General features: G+C 30.9%; 22 protein-coding genes and 1 other annotated feature. Of the genes, 15 read left to right on the top strand and 7 right to left on the bottom strand.

Translation table 11 applies throughout. The annotated features are described in order from the left end of the window. Positions 1-220: 220 nt before the first annotated feature. Positions 221-1,384: an iron-containing alcohol dehydrogenase gene (locus J3477_RS22245; protein ID WP_206872443.1), complete on the bottom strand. Its 1,164-nt coding sequence runs from the start codon at positions 1,382-1,384 to the stop codon at positions 221-223. Positions 1,385-1,810: 426 nt separating this feature from the next. Here J3477_RS22245 and galU point away from each other — a divergent pair, with 426 nt between their 5' ends. From galU to J3477_RS22230, 3 genes are all read left to right on the top strand, one after another. After that, a complete protein-coding gene (galU, locus tag J3477_RS22240; protein WP_206872442.1) occupies positions 1,811-2,686 on the top strand; it encodes a UTP--glucose-1-phosphate uridylyltransferase GalU in 876 nt (291 codons plus the stop codon). A gap of 198 nt (positions 2,687-2,884) precedes the next feature. Beyond that, positions 2,885-3,274, top strand: a complete 390-nt coding sequence (locus tag J3477_RS22235; protein WP_206872441.1) for a GtrA family protein — start codon at positions 2,885-2,887, stop codon at positions 3,272-3,274. Beyond that, positions 3,267-4,208 (top strand): glycosyltransferase family 2 protein, encoded by a 942-nt coding sequence (locus J3477_RS22230; protein ID WP_206872440.1) that lies wholly within the window; start codon positions 3,267-3,269, stop codon positions 4,206-4,208. The genes J3477_RS22235 and J3477_RS22230 overlap by 8 nt, the downstream gene beginning before the upstream one ends. A gap of 179 nt (positions 4,209-4,387) precedes the next feature. Here the strand turns inward: J3477_RS22230 and trpS are convergent, their stop codons facing one another. Together trpS and J3477_RS22220 are read right to left on the bottom strand one after the other, a co-directional pair. After that, a complete protein-coding gene (gene trpS, locus J3477_RS22225; RefSeq protein ID WP_206872439.1) occupies positions 4,388-5,386 on the bottom strand; it encodes a tryptophan--tRNA ligase in 999 nt (332 codons plus the stop codon). Positions 5,387-5,453: 67 nt separating this feature from the next. Then, positions 5,454-5,703 (bottom strand) — a binding site (T-box leader). A 58-nt stretch (positions 5,704-5,761) separates the two neighbouring features. Further along, positions 5,762-5,917 carry a lmo0937 family membrane protein gene (locus tag J3477_RS22220; RefSeq protein WP_206872438.1) on the bottom strand — a complete coding sequence of 52 codons (156 nt, stop codon included), beginning with the start codon at positions 5,915-5,917 and terminating at the stop codon, positions 5,762-5,764. A 446-nt stretch (positions 5,918-6,363) separates the two neighbouring features. On the opposite strand from J3477_RS22220, the gene J3477_RS22215 reads away from it, so the two are divergent. Then, positions 6,364-6,912: an ECF transporter S component gene (locus J3477_RS22215; RefSeq protein ID WP_206872437.1), complete on the top strand. Its 549-nt coding sequence runs from the start codon at positions 6,364-6,366 to the stop codon at positions 6,910-6,912. A 254-nt stretch (positions 6,913-7,166) separates the two neighbouring features. Here the strand turns inward: J3477_RS22215 and J3477_RS22210 are convergent, their stop codons facing one another. Further along, positions 7,167-7,328, bottom strand: coding sequence for a zinc-ribbon domain-containing protein (locus J3477_RS22210; RefSeq protein ID WP_206872436.1), 162 nt, complete (start codon positions 7,326-7,328; stop codon positions 7,167-7,169). Between the two features lie 161 nt (positions 7,329-7,489). Next, positions 7,490-8,593, bottom strand: a complete 1,104-nt coding sequence (locus tag J3477_RS22205) for an endospore germination permease (RefSeq protein WP_206872435.1) — start codon at positions 8,591-8,593, stop codon at positions 7,490-7,492. Between the two features lie 104 nt (positions 8,594-8,697). Here J3477_RS22205 and J3477_RS22200 point away from each other — a divergent pair, with 104 nt between their 5' ends. The 9 genes from J3477_RS22200 (at position 8,698) to J3477_RS22160 (ending at position 20,456) form a co-directional block, all read left to right on the top strand. Further along, the gene (locus tag J3477_RS22200; RefSeq protein ID WP_206872434.1) at positions 8,698-10,113 is read left to right on the top strand and encodes a spore germination protein; all 1,416 of its coding nucleotides are present in this window, start codon (positions 8,698-8,700) and stop codon (positions 10,111-10,113) included. Then, positions 10,097-11,221: a Ger(x)C family spore germination protein gene (locus J3477_RS22195; RefSeq protein WP_206872433.1), complete on the top strand. Its 1,125-nt coding sequence runs from the start codon at positions 10,097-10,099 to the stop codon at positions 11,219-11,221. The genes J3477_RS22200 and J3477_RS22195 overlap by 17 nt, the downstream gene beginning before the upstream one ends. Before the next feature lie 575 nt (positions 11,222-11,796). Next, the gene (locus J3477_RS22190) at positions 11,797-12,876 is read left to right on the top strand and encodes a sensor domain-containing diguanylate cyclase (RefSeq protein ID WP_206872432.1); all 1,080 of its coding nucleotides are present in this window, start codon (positions 11,797-11,799) and stop codon (positions 12,874-12,876) included. 206 nt (positions 12,877-13,082) lie between these two features. Continuing rightward, positions 13,083-14,237: an AlbA family DNA-binding domain-containing protein gene (locus tag J3477_RS22185; RefSeq protein ID WP_206872431.1), complete on the top strand. Its 1,155-nt coding sequence runs from the start codon at positions 13,083-13,085 to the stop codon at positions 14,235-14,237. Positions 14,238-14,487: 250 nt separating this feature from the next. After that, entirely contained in the window at positions 14,488-14,913 is a 426-nt protein-coding gene (locus J3477_RS22180) for a hypothetical protein (protein ID WP_206872430.1), read from the top strand. 394 nt (positions 14,914-15,307) lie between these two features. Next, the gene (gene tyrS / locus J3477_RS22175; protein ID WP_206872429.1) at positions 15,308-16,528 is read left to right on the top strand and encodes a tyrosine--tRNA ligase; all 1,221 of its coding nucleotides are present in this window, start codon (positions 15,308-15,310) and stop codon (positions 16,526-16,528) included. 321 nt (positions 16,529-16,849) lie between these two features. Beyond that, positions 16,850-19,195 (top strand): hypothetical protein, encoded by a 2,346-nt coding sequence (locus J3477_RS22170; protein WP_206872428.1) that lies wholly within the window; start codon positions 16,850-16,852, stop codon positions 19,193-19,195. A 297-nt stretch (positions 19,196-19,492) separates the two neighbouring features. Further along, entirely contained in the window at positions 19,493-19,759 is a 267-nt protein-coding gene (locus J3477_RS22165) for an EscU/YscU/HrcU family type III secretion system export apparatus switch protein (RefSeq protein ID WP_206872427.1), read from the top strand. A gap of 7 nt (positions 19,760-19,766) precedes the next feature. Next, entirely contained in the window at positions 19,767-20,456 is a 690-nt protein-coding gene (locus J3477_RS22160) for a metallophosphoesterase (protein WP_206872426.1), read from the top strand. An 18-nt stretch (positions 20,457-20,474) separates the two neighbouring features. Here J3477_RS22160 and J3477_RS22155 read toward each other — a convergent pair whose 3' ends face one another. Then, positions 20,475-20,645 carry a hypothetical protein gene (locus J3477_RS22155; protein ID WP_206872425.1) on the bottom strand — a complete coding sequence of 57 codons (171 nt, stop codon included), beginning with the start codon at positions 20,643-20,645 and terminating at the stop codon, positions 20,475-20,477. Positions 20,646-20,860: 215 nt separating this feature from the next. Here J3477_RS22155 and J3477_RS22150 point away from each other — a divergent pair, with 215 nt between their 5' ends. Together J3477_RS22150 and J3477_RS22145 are read left to right on the top strand one after the other, a co-directional pair. Further along, a complete protein-coding gene (locus J3477_RS22150) occupies positions 20,861-21,157 on the top strand; it encodes an ArsR/SmtB family transcription factor (RefSeq protein ID WP_206872424.1) in 297 nt (98 codons plus the stop codon). Between the two features lie 62 nt (positions 21,158-21,219). Beyond that, entirely contained in the window at positions 21,220-23,712 is a 2,493-nt protein-coding gene (locus tag J3477_RS22145; protein ID WP_206872423.1) for a DsrE/DsrF/DrsH-like family protein, read from the top strand. A gap of 123 nt (positions 23,713-23,835) precedes the next feature. On the opposite strand, the gene J3477_RS22140 is transcribed toward J3477_RS22145, so the two are convergent. After that, complete coding sequence (locus J3477_RS22140; protein ID WP_206872422.1) at positions 23,836-24,801, bottom strand: methyl-accepting chemotaxis protein; 966 nt, start codon at positions 24,799-24,801, stop codon at positions 23,836-23,838. Positions 24,802-24,814 lie beyond the last annotated feature (13 nt).

Raw genomic sequence — 24,814 nt, 5'->3', positions numbered from 1 at the left:
AATTAAGTGGTTAGGCAGGAGATGCTATATGAGAAAGCTATTAGAATTAAATGATTTTTTCAGATGGAATGGCGTTAAAAAACTGTACTGTTCGAACGGAGTGAGTTTACAGTTTTAGCCATGGAATATGACAAAAATCATATTAATTCTTTGCGTAAGCTCATTAAAGCATTGGATGACTAACAGCTTAATTTCAATTCAGTACTAAAAAAGACGTAGATTATTCAAAGGCTATTTCTAATATTTTATATACATCGTCTCGCTCTAATCTCTTTAAAGAACCTAATACTCCTTGCTTCGCAACAGTATCAGCTATAAAATCTAAATCCTTCTTTTCAACTCCAACTTCTTTCAGCGTTATTGGAGCTCCTATTTCTTTATAGAAAGCTCTTAAAGCTTCTATAGCTTTTAAGCCCTTTTCTTCTCTAGTTCCTTCTGTTATGCCAAATATATTTTCAGCAAATCTTTCGAATTTTTCAGGCCACATACTGTGTACGTATTTCATCCAAGCAGGCATTACTATTGCAAGCCCTGAACCATGAGCTATATCATTAAATACACTAACTCCATGCTCAATTCCATGAGAAGACCAGTCACCTTTTCTTCCAACTCCATTTATTCCGTTTAGTGCAAGAGTCGCTGACCATGCTAGCTCGCTTCTTGAATCATAGTTTGAAGGATCTTCTATTAAAACTCTTGTATGCTTGATGATAGTTCTTATGATACCTTCTGAAAGTTCATCTTCCATATCTGTATTTGAAGTTCCTCCAAAGTAAGCTTCAAATACATGACTTAAGCCATCTACAGCTCCATTAACTGTTTGGATAGTTGGAAGGGTTGCTTGAACTGATGGATCAAGGATTGAAACCTTTGGGAAAAGTAAAAGAGAACCAAAGCCCCATTTCTTACCTTCAGCTTCATTTGTTATAACTCCACCAGCATTCATTTCTGATCCTGTTGCTGAAATAGTAAGTATAGGGAATATAGGTAGAGCTTTAGTAATCTGAGCTTTTCCTTCAAAGAAGTCCCAAACATCTCCATCATAAAAAGCACCAGCTGCAATTGCTTTTGCAGAGTCTACAACGCTTCCTCCACCAACTGCAACTATACCCTCTAGATTGTTATCCTTAACTATCTTAATAGCCTCGTGTACCTTTGATAGTACAGGATTAGGTTTAACCCCTGATAGTTCAACAAAATCGATATTGTGTTCTTTAAGTGATGCAATTGCTGTATCGTAAACACCATTTTTAAATATAGAGCCTTTTCCATATAAGAATAAGACTTTTTTAACTCCAAAGCTACTTACATGATTTCCTATAGTCTTAATAGTATCTTTACCGAAGACTAATTGAGTTGGGTTATAATAAGTAAAGTTTAACATTTTAATTTTTGCCTCCTTCAAGTCAATAATAATATATCTATATTTTAGAGCATTAGGTATATAATATACAATAGTGCCAATGTAAAATTGTGTGATTTTTATAGTAAGTATAAATATGTTAGTATATAGATAAAAAATACTCGTTTTAGTTGCAAATCTCAACACAACACTTAAACATAGTAAGATAATAAACAGTCAATTAGATAATATATAAATATAATTATTTGAACTTATCTTTAGTTATTTCTCTCTAAAATATGGTTATGGTGTTTAAATAATATTTATTTGGATATATTTATAAATGGACAGTGAGTAAGGTATTTATATAGTTTACTTAGTAACTAATTTTATACAAATAAATTTGTTATAATTTTACCAGTATGTTAAAATGTAAATGTTAAACTTATTGATTGGAGGACATTTATTATGAGAGTTAAAAAAGCAATAATTCCTGCTGCAGGACTTGGAACTAGATTTTTACCAGCTACAAAAGCACAACCTAAGGAGATGCTTCCTATAGTTGATAAACCAACAATTCAGTATATAATCGAAGAAGCTATAGATTCAGGGATAGAAGAAATACTTATAATAACTGGAAGAAATAAAAAGTGTATAGAAGATCATTTTGATAAATCTGTTGAACTTGAGATGGAACTTGAGAAGTCAGGAAAAAGTGAGCTTTTAGAGTTAGTTAGAGATATAAGTGATATGGTTGATATACATTATATAAGACAAAAGGAGCCAAAGGGACTTGGTCATGCAATTCATTGCGCTAAGGCTTTCGTTGGTAATGAACCTTTTGCTGTTATGCTTGGTGATGATGTTGTTTATAACGATAAACAGCCATGCTTAAAGCAACTTATGGATTGCTACAGTGAGTATAATACTACAATCTTAGGAGTTCAAGAAGTAGCTCACGAAAATGTTAATAAATATGGAATAGTAAACGGTATCCATATAGAAGATAGAGTTTACAAGGTAAAAGATCTAGTAGAGAAGCCATCAATTGAAGAAGCTCCAAGTAATGTTGCTATTTTAGGAAGATACATAATAACTCCAGCAATATTTGATATACTAGACAACACTGCACCAGGAAAAGGTGGAGAAATACAATTAACAGATGCACTTAAGACTTTGATAAAGCAAGAAGCTATGTATGCTTATAATTTTGAAGGTAATAGATACGATGTAGGAGATAAGCTTGGATTTTTACAAGCTACTGTTGAGTATGCTTTAAGAAGAGAAGATCTAAAAGATAGCTTTACACAGTATCTTAATTCAAAACCTTGGGAAAACCAATAAGACATTTTATGAATTTGTATTTCTTTTTTGGAGAATAGGAGATAAGTGAAAACTCCTATTTTTCTTTTGTATATAAAATATATTACTTTTATATTAGATGTTTTCACAAAATTTTTACATAATTATCGCATATTTGAGCAACAAATTTAAGGTTACAATGAATTTAATGTTTATAAATATATTTTCTGTGGTGATAAAATGAAGGAATTATTAAGATTCATAAGATTTGGAATAGTAGGGGGTATGAATACTCTAATTACTATTATAGCGTTTTGGATATTAGGTAAGTTCGGAATGAATTATATTTTGGCAAATACCCTTAGTTACCTTATAGGTGTAGTAAATAGTTACTTTTTAAATAGTAAATGGGTGTTTAAGGTAGATGCCAAGAACAGTGAAAGAAGTGTAAAATTCATTATTATCAATCTTATTGTATTAGCTATTAATAACTGCCTACTCATATTATTTGTAAGTAAGTTTGGTATAGATAAGCATATAGCTCAGATATTAGTGATTGGAATATGTATGGTGTTAAATTACTTCTTGAATAAAAAATGGACGTTTTCGGAGGATGTAAAGAATGGATAAAAAACTTTCGGTTGTTATTCCTATGTATTTTGAAGAGGAAGTTGCTGAAGAATGCTACAACAGAATGACTGAAGTTATGAAAAACAATAATTATAACTACGAGATTGTATTTGTTAATGATGGTTCTACAGATAAAACAATGCCAATACTTAAGGATATTGCTGCAAATGACAAGAATGTAAAGATTATAGGCTTTTCAAGAAACTTTGGTCATCAAACTGCAGTAACTGCTGGTATGTTTAATGCTACAGGTGATGCTGTTGTAATAATAGACGCCGACCTTCAAGATCCCCCAGAATTAATAGTAGATATGGTTAATAAGTGGAATGAAGGTTATGAAGTTGTATATGCAAAGAGAAGAAAAAGAGATGGGGAAACCTGGTTTAAGTTAATTACTGCAAAATACTTCTATAAGTTTTTAGCCAGCATGTCAGATATAGAGATACCAAAGGACACAGGTGATTTTAGACTTATAGATAGAACTGTAGTAGAAGCTCTAAGAGAAATGCCAGAAAGAAATAGATTTGTAAGAGGCATGGTAAGTTGGGTTGGGTTTAATCAAACATACATAGAATACAATAGAAATGAGAGATTTGCTGGAACTACAAAATACCCTTTAAAGAAAATGCTTAAATTTGCATCAGATGGAATAGTTGCTTTCTCTTCAAAACCATTAAAAGTCGTATCCCTAATTGGAAGCATAACCATAATTATATCTTTCATAATGCTCTTATATTCAATAATAGTTAAAGTCTTCGGTTATAGAACACAACCAGGCTGGACATCTCTAATGGTGGTTATAACATTATTCAGTGGAGTACAATTATTATCCCTTGGAATTATGGGAGAATATATAGCTAGAATTTACGATGAAAGTAAAAAGAGACCACTATATATAATTAAAGAAAAGATTAATTTTGAAGAAGAAAAATAGGTTTTTCTCAAAATAAAAAGTTCATGATTTGCTCATGAGCTTTTTATTTTTCACAATTGTATTGTCTGAGCAAAGCGAGTTATACAATTTTAGCTAATTCAACGGAGAAAATTATATTAATTCTTTGCGAAGCTCATCTAAGCATTGGATGTAGGAGCACTTTATTTTCAGTATCAATATTACCTAGGAATGAATCCAATCTTCTTTTGCATTTTTCTTAAATTCTTAGTAGCTAAATAATTAGCCTTTTCTGCACCCTTTTTATAGACTTCTTCAAGGTAAGACTTATCAGCTAAAAGCTCCTTTACCTTCTCTTGAAGCGGAGAAAGTTCAGCTACTATTGTATCAGCAACATCGCTCTTAAGTTCTGCGTATCCTTTTCCTACATAGTCAGCAACAACTTCTTCAGGTTTTAAGCCTTTTATGGCACATAATATATCAATAAGGTTTTTTACTCCAGGTTGTTCATCGGTATAGTTTACAACCCCAATACCATCAGTAACAGCTCTGCTTACCTTCTTTCTTATAACTTCTGGTGGGTCTAGAAGCAAGATGAAGCTATTTTGATTTTCATCTGATTTGGACATCTTCTTTGTTGGCTCTTGAAGGCTCATTATTTTTGCACCTTCTTTAGCTATATAACCTTCAGGTACAACAAAAGTTGGGCTGTAAGCATTATTGAATCTTTGAGCTAAATCTCTAGCTAATTCTAGATGTTGAGTTTGATCCTTTCCAACAGGAACTAAATCTGTATTATACAAAAGTATGTCAGCGGCCATAAGAACTGGATAGTTGAAAAGTCCAGCTACTATAGAATCACCCATTTTTTGTGATTTATCCTTATATTGAGTCATTCTTCCTAGTTCACCCATATATGAATTACAATTTAAAAGCCATGCTGCTTCGCTGTGGGCAGGTACATGTGATTGTATGAAAAGAGTATTCTTTTCAGGATCTATACCAGCAGCTATATATATTGCTAAAACTTCTAGGGTTCTTCGCCTAAGGTCTGCAGGTACTTGCTTAACAGTAATTGCATGTAAATCTACTACGCAGAATAGACAGTCATATTGATCTTGAAGTTTAACCCAGTTTTTTATAGCTCCTAAATAATTCCCTATGGTCAATTCGCCAGATGGTTGAATACCACTAAATATTACTTTCTTTTTGTCTTCCATTCTTTAATCCTCCTACTAAAAAAAATTATACTTGCCTAAACAGTAAAAAAGCCCTATGGATAAAAATCCATAGGGCGTATAAAACGCGGTGCCACCTATATTCAAGAGAAGTTCATTCTCTTCTTTAAATTAAGATACAATAATATCCTATCTCTATAACGTGAGAACACGACTGAAACTACTTAATTATCTATAATAATTTTTCGTCTAAGTATCTCAGAGATCCATTCAACTTAAACAACATTACTGTAATTTCATCGCCTACAGCTCTCTGAAAATGTGAACTTAAGTTTACTATTTCTCTTCTTTGATTTTAGAATATAGAAGTAATGATTTATTACTTCTATATTATGACATATAAAACAAAGTGTCAACTCAGACTTTATTCTTTCTTCCGAAGATTAAGTTAACTATAAAAATTATTGCTGCTACTACAAGAAGAATGTTGATGAAGTAACCTCCTATTCTGAAGATTATTCCAAGTAACCAAAAGAATACTACTATACCACCAAGCCATCTTAGGAAAGCCATATAATCACCTCCTTTTTAGTACAGATGATTTTAAGAAATATTAAAACCTAAATATGCTTATGAAATAATGCATTTTATATCTTGATACTAGTATTAGTAAAAATAAAATAATAATACATTAACTTTGTATCGGTACATTTGCAATGCAATGAATTATGTTATATCATCCATTTATGGATTGATTATCATGTAAAGTAACGATTGAAATTAAGTGGTTATTCATCCGATGATCTTTAGATTAACAACTCTATATTTGAATTTATATTTTTAAAAACTATGCTCAAAACCCAGCAGAATTTTTTAAAATAGTTATAGGATTAGAGTTGTTAATACTTAATGAACTTCGCTAAGAATTAATATGGTTTTCTACGATTACATAGCTAAAACTGTAAACAAAGTACATATAAAGTTTTTTTATTAAAAAATATTAAAAAGGGGCGAATATTATGGAAAACTTAAAAAACTTAAAAACTAGAGATTTAGCTTTAACTGGGTTAATGATTGCATTGGTTTTTATAGCAGGGAATATAATTAAGATTCCTACTGCGGGTGGTTTTGTGCATTTAGGAGATTGTATGGTTCTTCTTTCAGCTGTTATACTTGGTAAAAAGAGGGGAGCATTAGCTGCTGCTATAGGGATGGCTATGGTAGATATAAGTGGAGGATGGATTATCTGGGCTCCGTTTACGTTTATAATAAAGGCTGGCATGGCTTATATCGCTGGGGATGTGATTGAAAGATTTAAGGGGACTTATATTTCGTATGTAGTAGGCTTTGTTTTAGGGGGAATATTCATGATTTTTGGATATTTTTTAGCTGGTACAGTTATTGCAGCAGCTACATCAGGAAATGGATTTTCAACTGCAATCGTTGGGGGACTTGTATTTGCGGCTAAAGATATTGTGGGCAATGTACTTCAAGCTACCTCTGGTGTTGTTATAGCATTACCTTTATCAGTAGCACTTGTGAAGAAAAGGAACAGTGCTAGTATTTAATTATAAAAAAAAGTCGCTGAAGCGACCTTCTTCAGCGAGCTTTTTTCACGCATCTGCCTTTCCGAATGTATATGAGGAAAATTTGGCAGGCGAATAAGTTTTGTTTTTTTATTGTATAGCTATAAATAGCTTGTAAAAGCATTGAAATATATAGGTTTAGCTACATTAAAAATTTTATAGTTTCTTATACAGTAAAAAATAACCCAGTAATCCTTGAAGGACTACTGGGTTTACTCAAAATCTCGAAAGATTAATTAGAATCTATCTCTTTGTTTTTGAGCTTTTCTTGCTTTTCTGCATTCTGGACATCTTACAGGATCATTTTCAAATCCTTTTTCTTTGTAGAATTCTTGTTCTCCAACTGTGAAAACGAATTCCTTTCCACAATCTTTACATGTAATTTTTCTATCTTCCATTAAAAAAACCTCCTTTAAAACTCATAGGCTATTTTGGATATTTACTGCCATACCAGTCTTTAAAGGGCAGGTTAGTAAACAGAAAATTTCCTATAAAATTTTAATAATATTCACTCCTATATTATAGCATATTTTAGTAGATTTTCAACTGGATTTTTTATTTAAGAATTCTTCTTAAGCTTTAGTTTTCCTCTGTTTCCGTCGAAATGCTTTGCTCTATAAAGGCTAAAAAGTATCAATGGAAAAATCAAAAATATCACTAGATAAATGTATTGATTTATTTCTAAAATATCCATAAATCTGAAAGCATTATTACCAATTAATAGTGAGTAAATGTAAAGTAATATTGAAAGTATTGTTACAAAAAGTAATTTGTTTTTTATATTGTTTCTAAATAACATTACAATCCCATTTATAGCTAAAATGTATTTTACCATTAGTCCAAGCACACACAAAATAAGGACCAGTATTTCTCCGTTTTCAATAAAGTTTCCGTAGGATATTCTTTGCACTTGCCTAAAGGCTGGAAATAATATGTTTTTTGCTCTCATAGACCCCATGCTTGCAATATGTCCAGTTATTGCAAAGCATACTAAATCTACGGATAATAATACCCCTATAAAAAAGTGGAAAGTAAAACTTTTAGTTTTTTGTACATTTTTTAGTAAAGGAAAAATTATTGCAACACAGCTAAAACCTCCTAAGAACTCTAAGGCGCAACGTAATTGGCTATAAAGTGAGTTGTATTTGAACAAGGGGAATAGATAGTCAAAGTGTTTATATCTATGTACTAATAGCTCTATTACAACTATGGTTATTAACACTATAGATGTTGCAATAAGTACTATATTCAGTATACTATTGAAATTCCTAGATGCAATATACACTGCTGGAACAATAAAGAACAACAGTATATACCAAATAGGGCTTTCTATAAATAGATTTACATGTATGGAACTCGCTTCTACTGCAGCGCTTTCACCAGCAGATATGAATAAACCAACAGCAAAAAGCCATATATAAACCTCGCCAAATCTATCACCAATAGCACCGTGGACGATCTCTCTAAAATTGAAAGTCTTTGCTTTATTAAATGTATTTACAATGTATAGAATTAAAATCATAAATACAATTGATGAAAGTATACCAATAATCCAGGTATCTCTTCCCCCCGAAGATATGAAGATTGATGAAAAAATCTTCATGGATACTATCATAGAGCCTGCTATAAAAAGTATTAAATGTTTTGATGACAATCCTTCCAAAAAATTCACCTCTTTTAAAAATCCTATAATTACCTTAATTTATTATTCTCCAAAAAGTGAATATTAAACATTTTTAGTGAAGATAATATTTTTAGGTGATGATTATGAAAAATACAAAAGATTATATTTCAGAAAAACTAAAGGATTCTTTTGACTTAAAGGTTAGGGAGGTAGATACAGCACTGGGAAAAGCTACTGTATTATTTATAGATGATATGTGCTCTACAGTATTTGTGAGTCAATATATTGTTGCTCCTTTAAAAAATACTAAAGTAGGTATAAATTCTATAGACGACATGGCTAGCAAAGCCTTGGACATAAATATAGTAGGATATGCCAAAAATGATGACGATGCTATTCTTCACATACTATCAGGTGATGTTATAGTATTGTTCGATGATTATGATGGAAAGATACTATACTGCGAGGCTAAGGGGTTTATAAGAAGAGGTGTAAGCATACCGGTTTCAGAAGCTGTTCTTAAAGGCCCGAGAGAAGGTTTTACAGAAGCTTTTGTGGATAATGTGGCGCTAATCAGAAGAAGGATAAAAGATCCTGATTTAAAGTTTGAGCCTATATATGTAGGTAATAAATCAAATACTGTAGTATGTCTTTCCTATTTGAAAGGTACTGCGCCTAAAAGTTTAGTTGATTATATAAGAAATCAAATAAATGAATTGGATTATGAATTTATCTTGGATACAAACTATATAGAGAATAAACTTAGAGATAAAAATACAATTTTTGATACTGTAGGATATACTGAGAAGCCTGATACTGTTGTAGCCAAATTAATGGAAGGAAGAATTGCAGTGTTAGTAGATGGAACCCCCTTCGTAATGACTGCACCATGCTTCTTTGTGGAAAATTTTCAAGCTCAAGATGATTATTATATAAATAGATATTATGCTAATTTCACAAGATTCATGAGATGGCTTGCTTTCTTTTTTGCAGCCTTTTTACCTGGATTATATTTAGCTATAGTAACCTATCATTTTGATGTAATACCTCCATCATTTGTATTTAGATTAGCTGTGTCTAGAGCAGGGGTGCCAATCCCTACTGTGGTTGAAGTTGTGCTTATGATGATTTTCTTTCAGTTAATAAAAGAAGCAGGACTTAGGCTTCCTCAGCCAATAGGGACTGCAATGAGTATAGTAGCTGCACTTATACTAGGAGATGCCGCTGTTGGAGCAGGTATCGCTTCTAGAATAACAATATTAGTGGTAGCGATAAGTTCTTTGTCGTATTTTCTAATTCCTAGGATATATGGAGCAATTACAGTATGGTCTATGCTTTTGGTGATTATGGCTGCATTTTTGGGGTTACCTGGTTTTTTTGTTGGAGTAATGCTGTTGTTTGCTCATATATGCAATCTTAAGTCTTGTGGATATTACTATATGTTTCCTATAGGAACTTTAAAAAAATTAAAACTTAAAGATATAGTATTTAGAGGACCTTTAGAAGATATTTCAAATGATTTTTTAGGCGAGGATGATACTAATGAAAAGACTAAATAGGATAGTTTCAGTTTTTTTGATTATATGTTTTTCAATAGGATTAACGGGCTGCTATAACTATAGGGATATTAATAGAGCTACATTCGTAACCAGTATAGTTTATGACATTGATGAAAGTAAAAACACAGTTTTGTATTTGGATTGTGTTATGCCTTACAGAAGCACAAATGAAAGTTCTGAAAAAGGAAAAAGAATGGTCTTTAAAGGACAAGGAAAAACTGTTCTAGAAGCAATTAGAAATGCAAGTACCTTTTCAAGCTTTAAGCTTAATATGACTCAATGTAAAGCCTACATTTTCTCTGAAAGGGCAGCAAAAGAAGGTGTGGGGCAATTTGTTGATATAATGGCTAGAGATCAAGAATTTCTTATAAGACCTTATGTTTTTGTGTTTTTTGGTCAAATTGAAGATCTTTTCACTAAGGTAAAATCAGACGAAGAATATTTGGGAATATTTTTAGATGAACTAGTGTATAAAATGAAAGCAAGTCCTAGAACCATAGCAACTAACTTAAATGATTATCTGACCAATAGAATTAATGGAGGCAATGTTGCGGTTTTAGGAGGATTAGAAATTGTCAAGGATATTATGGAAAATAGAGTTCAAATAAAAGGTGGAGCTATTCTTAAGAATGATAAACTTGCTGCAAAATTAACTATTGAAGAAGCACTAAGTTATAGTTTTTTAAGCAATAATGTTAAGAGTGGAACTCTTGAAATAAATAATCCACAGAATCCTGAACAATTTATAACTCTTGAGATACTAAATTCAAAGACTAAAACTGATTTAAAATACGATGGTGAAAGAGTAAAGTTATATAAAACTATAAATATAAGATGTAATTTAGCTGAATCTCAAGGAAGGTTAATAGTAGATAAAACTGTAAGAGATTATATACAAAATGCTGAAGAACAAAATGTTAAGAAGTATCTAGGTATGGTTTTTGATACTTATAAATTGCAGGACTTAGATGTGTTTAAGGTTGGAAGGTTGCTTGAAGAGAAATATCCTAATGCAGATCTAAAAGGTGAGCTTATGGAAAAAACTGATTTGATATTAAATGTAAATGTAAACTTAGAAGGACCAAGTGTAAGAGAACATACATTTTAATGTCGTAATAGAGTGGTTATTGATTTCATAAATTTAGATGAATTAAAAAGATTACTTAACATGTAATAATTTAGGGGGCATGTGTATAAAAATGCCCCTGAAATTCTTGATGTAATAGGGTACATAAGCTAAAATAACCATATGAAGAATAAACCCCCTAGGGGATTAATTTGAAGCGTAAAGGTTACTGTATTTAATGAAAAGTTAAATGAACTTTGAAGTTAAATTAATATGTTATCTTATAAAAATGTAATAAAATGGTTATTTTTTTGGATTTACAAATTAAACCTAATAAGATAAAATAATATTGTATGTCGTAAATTATTAAAATATCCTAAATACTCTAATAATGACATATTAGAGCTTGTTTTTTTTACCCTTTATAAAATTGAAGTTTTAAGTAATATAATAGATTTATTGATGATATTCTAAATTTAATTTATAAAATATTTTAATATAATGTTAAAAATGTATTTAAGTGTGGAATGGGATATATACAAGTAAAAAAATTCAGATAATGATAACTTACATTCATTATAAAGAGTAAAAGAAGAAAAGTAGTAGGAGAGTTGCTTATGGACGATTACAGATTGATGTATGAGAGAATACATGAAGAGTTTGAGACCTATCAAAATTTTGCTGAAAAGCAATTACAAGTGCTAAGTGAAAGAAATACTAGATTGGAAAGAGATCTAGATGCACTAGCAAATATAGTTGAAGTAAGCCAATATATTAATTCATACATTTCTCATGAAAATTTAATATCAATGATAAATGATATGATTGTTGGTATACTTGGAGGAACTTACTCTACAATTTATCTTATAGAAGATGGAAAACTAGAAGTTAAAGCAACTAATACAAACTCTCAAGAAATAATATTTCCTACTATTATAAACAGTTACATTGAAAATGCTGAAGAATTCGTAGTAAATTCTAAAGATATAATATTTGAAGCGCAAGAATTTAGAAGAGACATTCGTTCGGTAATAGGATTTCCTATAAGGATAAGAAATAGAAATATTGGTTATATAATGGTTGAACATACATTATATAGATTCTTTACAAGGGCACATATAAAGTTTGTGTCTTCTATTGCTAATCAGATTGCTATAGCAATAGAAAATAGTATACTTTATAAAAGAATACAGGAATCATCCAAGAGGGACCCTCTTCTTAATATATATAATAGGAAATACTTTTTCGAAAGCTTAGATAAGAAGATTAAAGAGTTTCCAGAGAAGAGCTTTGGAATAGTTATGATAGATGTAGATAACTTCAAAAAGGTTAATGATAATTTTGGACATCAATTTGGTGATGAAGCCCTTCAACATGTAGTTGAAGTTATAAAAGGCTGCCTCAAGGAGGAAGATATAATTGCCAGATATGGTGGAGAAGAAATAATAGTTTGTCTACGGAGTGATGAAACAGAAAAAGAAATGGAAGAACGAGTAGAGCAAACAAGAAAGAAATTGGAGAATAGTCCTGTTACAAGAGATAATATTATAAAGACTATAACTATAAGTATAGGATTAAGTTTTTATCCTATGGACGGGCATAGCGTTGATGCTGTGGTAGAAGTAGCTGATTCACTAATGTATAAAGCTAAGAGTTCAGGTAAGAATAGAGTGATAAGTTCACTAATTTTCAAATAAAAAACAGCTTGTTGTACAGGCTGTTTTTTGTTTAATATTAACTCTTTGCGAAGCTCATTAAAGTATCGGAGGTAGAGACATCTAAATATAAACTAAAAAAGTTTTTATAAGTAATTTAACTTTTATGTGGTATCTTATACGATGCTATTGGAATATAATATATTATATTAAGTGAATTTAATTTAACTTTTGAGAGGAAATTTCTAATGGATAAGAAAAAACTTTTAAGCCTACTAGCTAGGGAAGAAGGAAGAAAGTTAGATTTTAAACAACGAATAGAGTTAAACTTTGAGACTGGCAAAAAGGAATTGACGAAGGATATATGTGCTATAGCCAATTCTAATGGTGGAAGAGGTTATATAGTAGTTGGAATAGAAGATAAGACAAAGAAAATCATAGGAATAAGTGAAGAAGATAAATTTAATGAAGAGAAGATTCAGCAAATAGTAGCCTCTAGATGTGATCCTCCAATACCGGTATCAGTGGATTATCTGAGAATCGAAGATAAAGATGTAGCAGTGATAACCATATATAACTGGGAACAGAGACCGTATCAAGTAAGAGAAAGTGGAGCGTTTTTTATAAGAAGGGGGTCCACTACTGATATCATGAGAAAGCAAGAGCTTGTTGCTGCTTTTGAGGAAAGTTTAAACCTTAATATAGAAGCCTGTGCTATTGTAAGAAGTGATATTAGTGCTTTAAATATGGAGATAGTTAATAAGTACTTTGAGTCTAAATCCATTGAAATAAATGATGATAATAGAGAGTTTCTTCTTCGAAAGAGCTCAATAACTTCTAGAGATAGAGAAACAGGAGAAACTATTTGTACTCTTGGAGGGCTCTTAGTATTTTCAGATATAAATAGTATATATATACCCCATAATATGATAAAAATAATAAATAAAATAAATAAGAATAAGCCAGAGGTCATAATAGTTCAAGGTAATATAATAAATATGATTGATCTTTGCGAAATTCACTTAAAAGAATTGCTGCCAGATAATTACCCATATATTGCAGTATTAGAAGCTATTAAGAATGCAGTTTTATACAGGGAATATTCAGAATTTTCAAGGATAATTGAAGTTTATATGGGATACAACTCCATTGTAGTGATGAGTCCAGGCGAACTTATGAAAACCAATAAAAAGAATGGTGATACAAGGGATTATAATAGAAGAAATATGTGGCTATATGAAAAAGTGATAACCCTAGATGATAAAGGGAGATTTCTAAAGAATAACACAGGTTTGTCTAACATGAAAAAAGCTTTTAAAGGAAAAGGAAAGATAATATTTATTAATTCAAAACAAGAGAATGTTTTTAAAGTTATATTTCCAGGAGTAAGTGAAGCTTTGTAAAAATTAAAAACTTATGAAAGATGTTAAGAAAATCTGAATATTATATAAATAAAGTAAAATTATATAATTAGTTGATTTTTTTCACTATTTCTAGTTAATAATCTATATAAAGATTAAATAACTTCTATAAAATCTTAATGAATGTTCGTTTGTACTTATTCTTTAGTTGAAGATTTTTCACAATTATTTCTTGTAAAAAATCTGTGTGAAATCTTGAACTAAATTAAAATAAATTTAAGGAGTGATTCTAATGATTCAGGTATTCTGTAATAAGAGAGGTTCTGGGAAAACAAAAGAGCTAATTAATCTTGCAAACAGAAATGTTTTAACTGAAAAAGGTAACTCTGTTTTTATCGATGACGATAGCAGATGCATGCTACAAGTAGACAAAAAAATAAGGTTTATATCTACTAGCGATTTAGGTCTAATGAGCTATGAAGGTATGTATGGTTTTTTGTGCGGCATAATTTCTGAGGATTACGATATTGAGAACATCTATATAGATGGGCTATGCAATATTGTCGATTGTGAATTGGAAAATGCGGCACATTTGTTTTATAAATTAGATGAATTGGCTAATAGATTTGGAATAAACGTATACATTAGTATTAATCATGAAAATGAAGCTCCGGAATTTATTCAAAAATACACTAACTATCAATTGGTTGCTAACTAAGAATATAGCGATATTAAAGTGCCAGGCTTAAATGTAGACTAAGATATAAATATATATACGAAGTTGTACGTCTAAAGATGTCTTATGTGAAAACTTAAGTTATGCATGTTAGAAAATCATTAACCTTTGACTTTTAACATTATAGCTTAATGGCTGAAATTGAACATTATAATATGTTAAATAAGGGAGCTACTATATTGTAGCTCCTATTAAATTTAATTTATAGGAATAAAGGCTATAATTAGAGTTTTATGTTGATAAATAAAGGGAATATTTATATACTATAATTATTGGCTTTTACGAGCAGATATGAGACTTTTAGCTTTTAAAGAGAAAAACAAAATAACAGTTGGATGATAAAGTGATACATCTAAGAATATTTGGAGGGATTTAAATGGCACAAGTACTTAATGAGTTAATGGAGCGTGGATACATAAAACAATTTACTCATGAAAATGAAACTAGAGAATTATTAGAAAAGGAAAAAATAACTTTTTATATAGGTTTTGATCCAACTGCTGATAGTCTTCATGTTGGGCATTTTATTGCTATGATGTTTATGGCACATATGCAAAGAGCTGGACACAGACCAATTGCACTAATTGGTGGTGGAACAGCTATGGTTGGAGATCCAAGTGGAAAAACTGATATGAGAAAGATGCTTACAAAAGAGCAAATACAGCACAATGTAGATTGCATAAAGAAGCAAATGGAGAAGTTTATTGATTTCTCAGAGGGAAAAGCAATTCTTGCAAACAATGCTGATTGGCTTTTAAATCTAAACTATGTTGACTTCCTAAGAGAAGTAGGAACTCATTTCTCTGTAAATAGAATGCTTACTGCAGAATGCTTTAAACAAAGACTAGAAAAGGGACTTTCATTCTTAGAATTTAACTATATGTTAATGCAAGGTTATGATTTCTATGAATTAAACCAAAAGTATGATTGTAAGATGCAGCTTGGAGGAGATGATCAGTGGTCAAATATGATTGCTGGTGTTGAGCTTATAAGAAGAAAGTCTCAAAAAGATTCTTTTGCAATGACATGTACTCTACTTACTAACAGTGAAGGTAAGAAGATGGGAAAAACAGAAAATGGAGCTTTATGGTTAGATCCTGAAAAGACATCTCCATATGATTTCTATCAGTACTGGAGAAATGTAGGAGATGCTGATGTTGAAAAATGTCTTGCATTACTTACTTTCTTACCTATGGATGAAGTAAGAAGATTAGGAGCTTTAAAGGATTCAGCTATAAATGATGCAAAGAAAGTTCTTGCTTTTGAAGTGACAAAGCTTATACATGGAGAAGAAGAGGCAGCTAAAGCTCAAAGTGCAGCAGAAGCTCTATTTGGTGCTGGAAGTGATATGAGTAATGTTCCTACAGTAACTGTAACTAGAGAAAAGCTAGGAGTATCACTTTTAGATGTTCTAGCTGAAACTGCTATAATTCCATCAAAGGCTGAAGGAAAGAGATTAGTTCAACAAGGTGGATTGTCGGTAAATGGAGAAAAGGTAACTGACTTTAAAAGAGAACTAACTGAAGAAGACTTCAAAGATGGAGCGGCCCTTATAAAAAGAGGTAAGAAAAATTACAATAAAATTGAATTAGCTTAAGAATATTCTAGTGCACTACTTAATGCTTTTTATTGAAAATAGCCATTTGGTTTGAACGAAGGTTATTTGAAATAATTTGAGCATGGAGTAGTGCTTTTATTTATTATTTATATAAACTTGCTCATGATGGTATCTCTAGAGTGTCCTACAAATTTCAATTATTATGTAAGTGCAATATTTAGAAAAAACTCAATATATATACATTTATCTACTAAATGCATTATAATAGGTACAATGACTTTTAGGAGAAATAATTATTAAAGAAAAGTGATTTGTTTTTCGATAATATATTATAAATAGTTTTGTAGAGGGGAGTAGCCTATGCCAGCAATTTGGAATGTAAATAATGTATATAATACTGGAAATAAAAAGATGTCTTCAAAGCTAACTTTTGAAGTAGGTGAAAAGTTTTCTGGTAGAGTAGTCAAATCTTTAGATGATAAAAATGAAGTAATGATTAAGCTTATAGATGGTTGGCAATTTGCTGCTGATGTAGATGCCCCTCTAGAACAAATGAAAGATGGATTAGTTAAGTTTCAAGTAGATGGTTTTGTAGACGGAAAGTTAAAACTTAAGATTGTAAATGACAATACTAAAGATGGAAGCAGCACCAAAGATCCTGTTGACGACTTTATTAAAGCAGAGGGTCTTTCTTCAGATGATAAGGATATAATAAAGCTTATGATTAAATTCAATATGAATTTAACTAAAGATAGCGTAGTAAGGCTTAAAAGTCTTATAAATTTTAGAGACAAGCTTCAAGATAATCCTAAGGAAGCTGATGCTTTTATAGATAGATATCTTTCTATAAAGGGAATTGCCAAAGACAGTGAGCAAGGACAAAAGATTCAAAAACTTCTTAAAGATTTTTTTGTGAGCTTTAATTCTTTGAATAAAGATGAGTTAATGATGATGATGGAGAGTGGAATAGATCTCACATCAGAAAATATAGAAAGTTTTAAAAAGTTATCAAAGAATTTTGGTGTTGTTTTTGAAAATTTAAATTTGATTGACGATAAGATGAATGAGGTTGAGATAAAATCAGATGTCAATACGTACGATTCCAATGAAATCCCTCAAGAACGATCAAATAATAAAGTAGAAGTATCTCAAGAAAAATCTATTGATAATAGTAAAGCTAGCAACACTAATAATGAGGTCGCTTCCAATAATGTAAAAGGAAAGCTGGTAAATGACACCTATTCCTCAGGAAATAGCAAGATTAGTATGCTACAACTTCTTAGGTCAATGACTGCTAATGATAATGATATATTAAGAGACAGCTTAAGAGATGTATTATCAAATAATAAAAATCAATTTATGATTACAGGGGAGTATGATGCGCTAGAAGGTAAATTAAACTCTCTTTCTGATAAGGAATTGATAGCAGTTATTAGAAAAGAAGTTTCATCAAATGGGAATGAAATGGCTAAAATTAATAAAGAAAATATTGAAGATAGCATATTTAAAATTCTGGATAGAAGAATAAGTCTATCAAATAAGGAATTTAGTAGGTTACAAGATGTAATAAAATTTGTAAATGAGGCTGTATCTGATAGTGATTTTGGCGGTAAAGACATAGGCGGAAATGATGTACAAGCTAATAAAGTTGAAGTAGATAAAACTAGCAATGCAAAGAGTATCTCTCTAAAATCTAATAGTGCAGAAGCATTAGCAAATGGAAAAGATACAAAAGTGAACACAAATTTGCCTAACAACGAAATTATAAAAAATCAATTTTCAAGCAGAAATGAACAAGTTAAAGATCTCATAAAAAGTGTAATGACTCATTTGGATTTAGTAAATAGTACTATAAATACTGATTTAAATAGTTCAATTGATGATATGATAAATAAAGTTGTTCAAGAGCAGATTAATAGTGATGGATTAGTAGCTGATGGTAAAGCAAATACTATAAATAAGAATGAAACTGTTCCTAATGGAGAAACTATCGAATATAAAGAAAATCTGCCTAAAGATAAAGCTTTTGTTCAACCAACTAAATCTTCTGTTGATAAATTAACTGAGCAGTTATCTCCAAAGGAAATTGAAAATTCAAAACTGGATATAGTAAAAACTTTATTAGACAAGCATGCAATGGATAAGATTTTAGAAGTGAAGATGGCTAATTTAGATGAGCCAACTAAAATGAAGGTTATTGAAAAATTAAATGATACAATTAAGAATCAATTAGATGGAGTATTTTCAGACAAACTTGGTGAAAAGGTAATGGAACTTTTAAAAAATAATATGAATGACTTTAAAGTGTTTAATAATTTAAATAATCAGTATTATTGTTTGGACCTTCCTATTCAGCTAAAAGAAAAGGACTATCCTTGTAAGCTTATAATAAAAGATGATAGAAAAGAAGGCAAAAAAATTGATTCTACTAATGTTAAGATGGTAGTTACCGTAAAAACTTTTAATCTAGGAACAGTAGATGGATATTTGAATTTAAAAAATAAGATGCTTAGCATTGATCTAAAATGTGATGGAAGATTTGTTAAAGCTTTAGATCTAGGGAAAAGTAAACTTCAAAATTCCTTAGAGAATATGGGCTTTATTTCAAATGTTGTTATATCCAAAAAGTTAGAAGATGTTAATCTAGTAAATTGTAGAGATTTTTTTGATGATAAGAATATATCTGCCATAAATGTAACTGTTTAATATATACGATTTACCGACTAATCTGTTATAATTAAGAGTAGAAATCGTTTATTCTTTAAGAAATTATAATTTGATGAGATATGCGGATAAAAATGCGTAACAGACTTAAAACATAATGTATGCTAAAGAATAAATAAAAAGAATATGTCGCCTGCCAAGTTTTCCTCATATGCATTCGGAAAGGCAGATGCGCAAAAAAATTACTGAAGAAAGTCGCTTCAGCAATTTTTTACTCTTTAAGAAATTATTCTATAAGGTTACATATCAATTAATGGAATAGGCAAAGGGTGTGATGATGTGAACCAAAGGAGAAAAGCTGCTGCACTTAAATACGAACAAAATTTTGAAGCACCTATTGTAACTGCAGTAGGTATTGGAATTATAGCTGATAAGATAATTGAAAATGCAGAAGAAAATAAAATACCTGTAGTTTATAATAAAGAATTGGCTGAGATGTTATCAAATGTAGATGTAGGCGATAATATTCCCTATGATCTTTACGAAGCTGTAGCCCATGTGATAGCCTATGTAACTGATATAGATAAACTAATAGACGAAAGGTGAATTTAATATGGCGCTATATGCTATTTCTGATCTTCATCTTGCTTTAAATGTTGATAAGCCTATGGATATATTTGGACAGAACTGGTATAGGCATGATGAAAAGATAAAAGAAAATTGGATAAGTAAAATAACCGCAGAAGATACAGTATTAATTGGCGGTGATATATCATGGTCGATGACTGCTGATGAAAGTAAGGATGACCTTGATTGGATTAATAACCTACCAGGAAGAAAAATAATAATAAAAGGAAATCATGACTATTGGTGGAGCAGTATATCTAAGTTAAATTCTATGTATGAAGGTATGCATTTTATACAAAATAACTTTTTTACATACGAAGATTATGCGATATGTGGGACACGAGGATGGATTTGCCCAGGTAGTGATAAGTTTACAAGTCGTGATGAAAAGATTTATTCTAGAGAACAAATAAGATTAAAGCTGTCCTTAGATGCTGCGAAAAGGGCTGGATATGAAAAGTTCATTTGTATGATACATTATCCACCTACTAATGAAAAGTTTGACGGATCGGCTTTCACAGAAATATTTAAAGAATATAATGTGGAAAAGGTCATATATGGCCATTTGCATGGCCCAGCGTTATCAAGAGTCATAAATGGTATGCATGAAGAGGTTCAGTATATAATGACTTCATGTGACTATATTAACTTTGATCCAGTAAAGATTTTGGATTAAATACGTATTTGTTAAATATCATGTTGAAATTAAGTGATTATACATCCAATGCTTTAATGAGCTTACGCAAAGAATTAATATGATTTTGTCATATTCCATGACTAAAACTGTAAACTCACTACGTTCGAACAGTACAGTTTTTACGCCATTCCATCTGAAAAAATCATTTAATTCTAATAGCTCGCTCATATAGCATCTCCTGTATAATCACTTAATTTTAATTATATTTTGAAATAAGGGTAAATAATGAAAAGCACTTCGGTAATAAAACTGAAGTGCTTTTTTGCTGTATCAAAAATGCCATATTAACAAATTATTTATTGACTATTATATCACTATATCGTAATATATGAATATACTAATATTAGATGAATTGAAAATAATTAAATGGTGAGGTGGACCAAATGGAAATGAATTATAAAGAATTAGAAGAATTAGCAGAGATGCTTAAGATAATTGCACATCCTGTGAGACTTTGTATAATAAAAGGCTTATTAGAGAGTGGAGGTTGTAATGTTTCTCACATGCAGGAATGTTTAAAATTGCCTCAATCAACGGTCTCTCAGCACCTTCAAAAATTAAGAGCCTTTGGGATTATAGAAGGAGATAAGAATGGGCTGGAAATAACTTATAAGGTTAGTAATGACAAAGTAAGCAAGATAGTAAAGGCTATAACGGAGATAGATAGATTATCAAAATAGTAAGAGGCTTTAATTTAACAATTTGAGTTGGTTTTAACAAAAATTATTGGAGGTATAGTTGTATGAGTAAAAAAATTATAATAGTTGGTGGAGTGGCAGGTGGAGCATCTGCAGCTGCAAGGATTAGGCGATTAGATGAAAAAGCTGAAATTATTATGTTCGAGAAGGGGGAGCATATATCCTTTGCAAATTGCGGACTACCATACTATATCGGAGAAACTATTAAAGAGAGAGAAAAGTTATTAGTTCAAACTCCAGAAGCTATGAAGAGAAGATTTAATATAGATGTAAAAATAAATAGTGAAGTGGTATCTGTTGATACAGAAAGAAAAAGTGTAAAGGTAGTATCTAAAAAATATGGAGAGTATGAGGAAGAATATGATTTTCTTGTTCTTTCACCAGGTGCAAAACCTATAAGACCAAATATAAAAGGCATAGATAATGATAATATTTATTCCTTAAGAAATATAGCGGATACAGATAGAATAAAGTCTGTAGTTGATTCAAAAAAATCACGTAAGGCTGTTGTTATAGGCGGTGGATTTATTGGGATTGAAATGGCTGAAAATCTAGTTGAAAGAAACTTGCAAGTTACTTTGGTAGAAGCAGCCCCTCATATCTTAGCTCCATTTGATTCAGAAATGGTAGCAATTGCAGAAAAGGAACTTGCATTTAGTGGGGTTTCGTTGATTCTTAATAATGGTGTTAAAAGCTTTATTGATAGTGAATCAGGAGTAGTAGTTGAATTAAATGATGGAACAAAATTAGAAACAGATATGGTAATTCTAGCTATAGGTGTAACTCCAGATACAGGTTTTCTAAAGGAATCAGGAATAAGGCTAGGTGAGAGAGGTCACATTTTAGTAGATGCTCACATGAGAACTTCTGCAGATGGAGTTTTAGCTGTTGGGGATGCTGTAGCGGTAAAAGATTTTGTAAGTGGTAATGAAGTTTTTGTTCCACTTGCTGGACCAGCAAACAGACAGGGAAGGATAGCAGCAGATAATATCTGTGGAATTAGTTCGGAATATAAGGGCACTATTGGAACTTCTATATTAAAGGTGTTTTCGCTTGTAGCAGCTGCTACAGGAAATAATGAGAGAACCTTAAAGAGATTAGGTAAAAATTATAAAAAAGCATATGCTCATCCTATGTCTCACGCAAGCTACTATCCAGGAGCTACGGAACTTTCAATTAAGTTATTATATGATTTAGATGGTAAGATATTAGGGGCTCAAGCATTAGGTTATGATGGTGTTGATAAGTTTATTGATGTAATAGCTATAGCAATAAGATTTGGGGCTAAAGTTGATGATTTGACTGAACTAGAACTTGCATATGCACCGCCATTCCTTTCAGCTAAATCGCCTGCAAATATGATAGGATTTATTGCCCAAAATGATTTAAGAGGTTTGGCAGATTTATATTCATTAGATGATTTGAAGGATTTAGATAAAGATAATACCATATTATTAGATGTTAGAGATGAAATAGAAGTAGAGAATGGGACTATGGAAGGAGCAATAAACATACCAGTTAATTCGTTGAGAAAAAGAATGAACGAGCTTGATAAAGGAAAGGAAATAGTAGTATATTGTGCTGTAGGTTTAAGAGGTTATGTTGCTTCGAGAATGCTATCACAAAGTGGTTTTAAAGTTAAAAATCTTACTGGTGGATATAAGAGTTTTATACAAGGAAATTATAAGATTAATGAGCCTACCTTGGCAAATGATTTAAATAGTAAGGATGATATAAAAGATTATGGTTCTGAAACTGTAGAGAAAGGTTATAACAGTATGGAAAATAGTAAATTTATTGAATTGGATGCTTGTGGCCTTAGTTGTCCTGGACCATTGATGAAAGTGAAAACTGCTATGGATAGTTTAGAAAATGGAGATGTTCTTTGCGTTAAAGCTTCCGACCCAGGTTTTTATGAGGATATCAAAGCTTGGGCTAAGAGAACTAATAATGAACTAATAGATATAAAGAAATCTGCAGGAATAATTAATGCATATATAAAAAAGAGCAATGTATTAAGTTACGAGACTGCAGTTACAAGTGATATAGGTCAGATAAAAACGGACAATGATGGAAAGACTATTGTAGTTTTCTCAGGTGACTTGGATAAAGCCATAGCATCCTTTATAATTGCAAATGGAGCGGCTGCTATGGGAAGAAAGGTTACCATGTTCTTTACCTTCTGGGGACTTAATATACTTAGAAAACATGATAAAATAGACACTAAAAAGAATATTGTTGAAAAAGCATTTGGAATGATGATGCCTAGAGGTAGCAAAAAGCTTACACTTTCTAAGATGAATATGGGTGGACTTGGTGCTAAGATGATTAGAGCGGTTATGAAAAATAAAAATATACAGTCTCTAGAGGATTTAATACAAGCTGCTATTGATAATGGAGTTAATATAGTAGCATGTACTATGTCTATGGATGTAATGGGAATAAAAAAAGAAGAGCTTCTAGATAATATTAATTTTGGTGGCGTAGGTTATTATTTAGGTGAAGCAGAGGATTCAAATGTAAATCTTTTTGTGTAAATAATAAAGATGTATAACTTCAATTTGAAAATATAAATTTTATTATGAAGTGATACATCCATAGATATAGCATTAAAGATAAAAACCACTTCAGTTTTAATATTGAAGTGGTTTTTAATTTACCTATTTATTAAGATCGTTCTCTATTTCCTTAACTGAGTCAGTAAATTCTGAAAGAGATCCAACTTGTTCATTTAAAGTTACTGCTATTTCATCTACCAAAGCTGAATTTTCTTTTGATAGAGTAGTTACATTTCCAATAAAATTAATTAAGTTATCCTTTTGTTCAGCAGTTGCAACAAGGTTAACTAAACAATCATTTATTTCTGAAGTAGCACCATCTATAGAATTTTTAATATTAGTGAAAGTATCTTTTGTTTCAACGATAGTATCATGTTGAGCTACTATTGCTGTATTTCCACCATTCATAGCGGAAGAAGCGTTAAGTATTTCTACTTTTATTTCATCTAATATTTTTGTTATACTTTGAACAGCTTGTTTTGAGTTTTCTGCAAGCTTTCTAACTTCACCAGCTACTACTGAGAATCCTTTACCAGCTTCTCCAGCTCTAGCTGCTTCAATAGCTGCATTTAAAGCAAGTAGGTTTGTTTGACTTGCTATTTGGCTTATTGAGTCAGTTATCATATTAACTGATTCTAGCTTTGAAACAAGCTCATTTACAGTTGAATATGAAACTTGGAAGGCTTGTTGAAGTTCTTTAAGTGATGAATCTAATGAGTTTATTGTAACTATACCTTTATCAGCTAATTCATCAGTGTCAAGAACAGAAATATGTACGTTATTAATGTTCATTGCTAAAGATTCCATAGATTCATTAAAACCTCTAAGCATTCCATCTGCTGTGTGTAGTTCTTCATTGATTGATTCGCTTGATGTTGTAAGACTTGATATAGAGTTAGTTACATCTCCAATGTTACTCTTAACATTATCAGCTTCGTTAGAAAGTATAACTAGCTTGTCCACGAAATTATGATAATCAGTTTGCGCTACTTCTTTTACTGCTACTTCTTCTGGTTGAGTAGCGGCTATTTCTCTTATAGACTCTTTCTTTTTTGAAAATAATCCCATCATTATCCTCCCC

It is taken from the genome of Clostridium zeae (assembly GCF_017312485.1).
Lineage (GTDB): Bacteria > Bacillota > Clostridia > Clostridiales > Clostridiaceae > Clostridium_AR > Clostridium_AR zeae.
Note: the sequence above shows the minus strand (reverse complement) of the source record. Positions and strands in the feature narration are given on the sequence as shown.

Bases quoted from the DNA above. Each gene is read 5' to 3' on its own strand.
- J3477_RS22245 (WP_206872443.1), bottom strand. From the start codon at position 1,384: ATGTTAAACTTTACTTATTATAACCCAACTCAATTAGTCTTCGGTAAA.
- galU (WP_206872442.1), top strand. From the start codon at position 1,811: ATGAGAGTTAAAAAAGCAATAATTCCTGCTGCAGGACTTGGAACTAGA.
- J3477_RS22235 (WP_206872441.1), top strand. From the start codon at position 2,885: ATGAAGGAATTATTAAGATTCATAAGATTTGGAATAGTAGGGGGTATG.
- J3477_RS22230 (WP_206872440.1), top strand. From the start codon at position 3,267: ATGGATAAAAAACTTTCGGTTGTTATTCCTATGTATTTTGAAGAGGAA.
- trpS (WP_206872439.1), bottom strand. From the start codon at position 5,386: ATGGAAGACAAAAAGAAAGTAATATTTAGTGGTATTCAACCATCTGGC.
- J3477_RS22220 (WP_206872438.1), bottom strand. From the start codon at position 5,917: ATGGCTTTCCTAAGATGGCTTGGTGGTATAGTAGTATTCTTTTGGTTA.
- J3477_RS22215 (WP_206872437.1), top strand. From the start codon at position 6,364: ATGGAAAACTTAAAAAACTTAAAAACTAGAGATTTAGCTTTAACTGGG.
- J3477_RS22210 (WP_206872436.1), bottom strand. From the start codon at position 7,328: ATGGAAGATAGAAAAATTACATGTAAAGATTGTGGAAAGGAATTCGTT.
- J3477_RS22200 (WP_206872434.1), top strand. From the start codon at position 8,698: ATGAAAAATACAAAAGATTATATTTCAGAAAAACTAAAGGATTCTTTT.
- J3477_RS22195 (WP_206872433.1), top strand. From the start codon at position 10,097: ATGAAAAGACTAAATAGGATAGTTTCAGTTTTTTTGATTATATGTTTT.
- J3477_RS22190 (WP_206872432.1), top strand. From the start codon at position 11,797: ATGGACGATTACAGATTGATGTATGAGAGAATACATGAAGAGTTTGAG.
- J3477_RS22185 (WP_206872431.1), top strand. From the start codon at position 13,083: ATGGATAAGAAAAAACTTTTAAGCCTACTAGCTAGGGAAGAAGGAAGA.
- J3477_RS22180 (WP_206872430.1), top strand. From the start codon at position 14,488: ATGATTCAGGTATTCTGTAATAAGAGAGGTTCTGGGAAAACAAAAGAG.
- tyrS (WP_206872429.1), top strand. From the start codon at position 15,308: ATGGCACAAGTACTTAATGAGTTAATGGAGCGTGGATACATAAAACAA.
- J3477_RS22170 (WP_206872428.1), top strand. From the start codon at position 16,850: ATGCCAGCAATTTGGAATGTAAATAATGTATATAATACTGGAAATAAA.
- J3477_RS22160 (WP_206872426.1), top strand. From the start codon at position 19,767: ATGGCGCTATATGCTATTTCTGATCTTCATCTTGCTTTAAATGTTGAT.
- J3477_RS22155 (WP_206872425.1), bottom strand. From the start codon at position 20,645: ATGAGCGAGCTATTAGAATTAAATGATTTTTTCAGATGGAATGGCGTA.
- J3477_RS22150 (WP_206872424.1), top strand. From the start codon at position 20,861: ATGGAAATGAATTATAAAGAATTAGAAGAATTAGCAGAGATGCTTAAG.
- J3477_RS22145 (WP_206872423.1), top strand. From the start codon at position 21,220: ATGAGTAAAAAAATTATAATAGTTGGTGGAGTGGCAGGTGGAGCATCT.
- J3477_RS22140 (WP_206872422.1), bottom strand. From the start codon at position 24,801: ATGGGATTATTTTCAAAAAAGAAAGAGTCTATAAGAGAAATAGCCGCT.